The organism is Sneathiella sp. (assembly GCF_029233945.1).
Lineage (GTDB): Bacteria > Pseudomonadota > Alphaproteobacteria > Sneathiellales > Sneathiellaceae > Sneathiella.
Genome location: NZ_JARGOQ010000108.1, coordinates 1 through 3,109 on the forward strand (window position 1 = coordinate 1; position 3,109 = coordinate 3,109).

Below are 3,109 nucleotides of genomic sequence, written 5' to 3' on the forward strand. Positions count from 1 at the left end.
GGCACAGCCTTTGGAACCGTCCCTTGCAGCTCTTGTATGGATACGGCTCCGAGGCGATAGCCGAGGCAAGGCCAAAGGCCGCCCGAAGGAAAGCCAAGCAGGCGGAGGCCTGCGCCCGGCGATTGAGGCAAAACAACAGATACCCAACGCGGGGTGGAGCAGCCCGGTAGCTCGTCAGGCTCATAACCTGAAGGTCGTCAGTTCAAATCTGACCCCCGCAACCAAAACATTAGCGCCTTCTCGCTCTGATCACACCCTCGCCAGCGTAACCCTATCCATAATCTCGCCGCCCTGCACTGCGAGCACGGAGCCGCGGGGGAGGTTGTGCCAGCTGTCATCGCTTAAGGGCACGCTCGCGAAGATGAGGGCGGCGCTATCGGCGTTGGCGGGAGAGGAGAGGTCCAGCCCCGCGGCATGCAGGTTGCGCCGTTCGATCCAGTGCAGCGCAGGTTCCCGACGCGGTCCGAAAACGCCGTTATCGTCGTAACGCCGCAAATCCGCATGCACGAAGAGGGCGTCGCCATCGCTATAGAGGAAATTAAAGGCACCGAGGCTACGTACTTCCTCCGCCACATAGGCGATCACCTCAAGGCGGCGGGAGAGGGCGGGGATGCCGTCATACCAGAGCGGCGCGAGCTGATCGAGAAGATAGCAGAAGGCATGCTCGCTATCCGTCTCGCCCATCGGGGTGAAGCGGGGGCTTATCAGGGGTAGCGCGGTTTTATAATGTTCCAGACTGCCGTTATGGGCAAAGACATGGGCCCGGCCATAGGCTTCGCGCTTGAACGGATGGGTATTCTCATAAACCTCCTTCCCCTCCGTTGCGTAACGGACATGGGCGAGGATGGAGTGGCTGCTGATCTTGTTTTCCTCGACGAATTGCACCCAGGGGCTATCGAAGGCGGGTTTGGGCTCCTTAATCAGGAGCGTATCGGCATTCTGCTGAAAGCTGACGCCCCAGCCGGATTTGTTGGAATGGCTCAGGCCCCCATGCCGGGCAAACTCATGCAGGGAATAGGTCAGAGAGATCGGATTGCGGCTGGAAACCGCGAATAGCTCACACATGGGTCCCCTCTCTATATACGTGTGTTCAGGCGGGCGCGGGGATAGCATAACCTGTTTCCGTTTCGCCGCAAAATCCTTTCCCGCCTCCCTTTTCTTCTCTGCCAACTTGCTATCCGTAAATCGACATGGCTATAGTAATGCGGAAGAAAAACGACAAGGACATGCCTCAGGCAAGAGGTGAAACGGGGGAAAGAGTGGCGCGTATTCCTGAGACTGTTCCGATCGGCGTTGAATTGCTGGGGGAACCGATCCTGAACAAGGGCACCGCCTTCACGCTGGCGGAGCGCGAAAAATACAGCCTGTTGGGTCTTTTGCCGCCACATATCGAGACACTTCAGGAACAGACGGATCGGGCCTATGACGCGCTCAAGGCGAAAGACACCGATCTGGAGCGGCATATTTATCTCCGCGCGTTGCAGGACACGAATGAGGTGCTTTTCTATAATCTGGTGATCAGCCATGTGGCCGAGATGATGCCGCTGATTTACACCCCGGTGGTGGGGGAGGCCTGCGAGCAGTTCAGCGAGATTTACCGCCGCCCGCGCGGGCTTTTCATCTCCTATCCGCATCGGCATGAGATCGATAAAATACTCGATAACGCCATGGTCGAGAACGTCAAGGCGATTGTCGTCACCGATGGGGAGCGTATCCTCGGCCTTGGCGATCAGGGAACCGGCGGCATGGGCATTCCCATCGGCAAGCTGGCGCTCTATACGGCGGCGGGCGGGGTTGACCCCTCCGTTACCTTGCCGATTATCCTCGATGTGGGCACCAACAATCAGGAGCGGCTCGACGATCCGCTCTATATCGGCTGGCGTGAGAACCGGATCAGTGGCGATGCCTATTTCGACTTCGTCGATCAGTTTGTGCAGGCAGTGAAGCGGAAATGGCCGCAGGTCCTGTTGCAGTTCGAGGATTTCGCGCAGCCCCATGCGGAGCCGTTACTTGCGAAATACCGCGATCAGCTCTGCACCTATAACGATGATATTCAGGGCACGGCGGCCGTCGCGGCGGGCACCTTGCTCGCGGCCTGCAAAATGCTGAACAAGCCACTCTCGGCCCATCATATCGCCTTTCTGGGTGCCGGGTCGGCGGGCGCGGGCATCGCCGAGCAGTTGATCCGCATCATGATGGATGAGGGGTTGAGCGAGACGGAAGCGCGCGCGCGCATCTATATGGTTGACCGCTACGGTCTGCTGCACAGCGATATGGACGGGCTGATGGCATTCCAGCAGCGGCTCACGCAGGATCACGCAAGCGTTGCCTCCTGGTCGAGCGCGGAGGATGGCAGCATCAGCCTCTTGGATGTGGTGAAAAACGGCATGCCCAGCATCCTGATCGGGGTGTCGGGGCAACATGGCCTCTTCACCGAGGAAATCATCCGTGAAATGGCAAAAAATGCGGAGCGACCGATCATCTTCCCGCTGTCCAACCCGACCTCGAAGGCGGAGGCGGTGCCGGCGGATATTCTGGAATGGACCGACGGCAAGGCGCTGATCGGAACGGGCAGCCCGTTCGATCCCGTGACCTATAAGGGCGAGAGCCATCATATTGCCCAGAGCAACAACACTTATATCTTTCCGGGCGTTGGCCTGGGCGTGCTTGCCTGTGAGGCAACGCGCGTCACGGATAATATGTTCATGGCGTCATCTCAGGCGCTCGCGGAATTGTCTCCGGCACTGACTGACCCGACTGCGGCGCTGTTGCCGCCCGTCTCCGATATTCGCGCTGTCAGCAGGGCGGTCGCGCTTGCTGTCGCCAAACAGGCAGTGGCCGATAAAGTGGCACCTGCGCGCAGCGAGGCGGAGCTTGAACGCTGTGTCGATGCGGCGGTCTGGACACCCGCATACAAAACACTGACTTAAAATACGGACATACAGAGGGTTATTTCATGGCATTCGACTATGCGGGCTATCAGCCGAAAGGGGACAAGAAGAATTCGGATTTCTTCAATGACTTTCGCCTGAAAATATATGAACGGCGCAAATTCAGCGGGATCGAGGATCTGGTTGGTAATATGCGCTGCCTGGTCACGCAGGTGGAG

3 protein-coding genes and 1 tRNA gene are annotated in these 3,109 nt (G+C 58.5%); 2 read left to right on the plus strand and 2 right to left on the minus strand.

All coding sequences use genetic code 11. The features are described 5' to 3' along the window. Nucleotides 1–184 (minus strand): hypothetical protein (locus P1U71_RS17825; RefSeq protein ID WP_301107022.1); only part of this gene is annotated, 184 nt, incomplete at its 3' end. On the opposite strand from P1U71_RS17825, the gene P1U71_RS17830 reads away from it, so the two are divergent. After that, nucleotides 148–224, plus strand: a tRNA-Met gene (locus P1U71_RS17830). The two genes, P1U71_RS17825 and P1U71_RS17830, sit on opposite strands and share 37 nt — an antisense overlap. A 25-nt stretch (nt 225–249) precedes the next feature. Here the strand turns inward: P1U71_RS17830 and P1U71_RS17835 are convergent. Continuing rightward, nucleotides 250–1,065, minus strand: coding sequence for a class II glutamine amidotransferase (locus P1U71_RS17835; protein ID WP_301107023.1), 816 nt, complete (start codon nt 1,063–1,065; stop codon nt 250–252). A gap of 137 nt (nt 1,066–1,202) precedes the next feature. Between P1U71_RS17835 and P1U71_RS17840 the strand changes: the two genes are divergently transcribed. Further along, nucleotides 1,203–2,930, plus strand: coding sequence for an NAD-dependent malic enzyme (locus tag P1U71_RS17840; RefSeq protein ID WP_301107024.1), 1,728 nt, complete (start codon nt 1,203–1,205; stop codon nt 2,928–2,930). Nucleotides 2,931–3,109: the final 179 nt, after the last annotated feature.

Excerpts from the sequence above, each read along its gene's own strand:
- P1U71_RS17835 (WP_301107023.1), bottom strand. The coding sequence starts at position 1,065 with ATGTGTGAGCTATTCGCGGTTTCCAGCCGCAATCCGATCTCTCTGACC.
- P1U71_RS17840 (WP_301107024.1), top strand. The coding sequence starts at position 1,203 with ATGCGGAAGAAAAACGACAAGGACATGCCTCAGGCAAGAGGTGAAACG.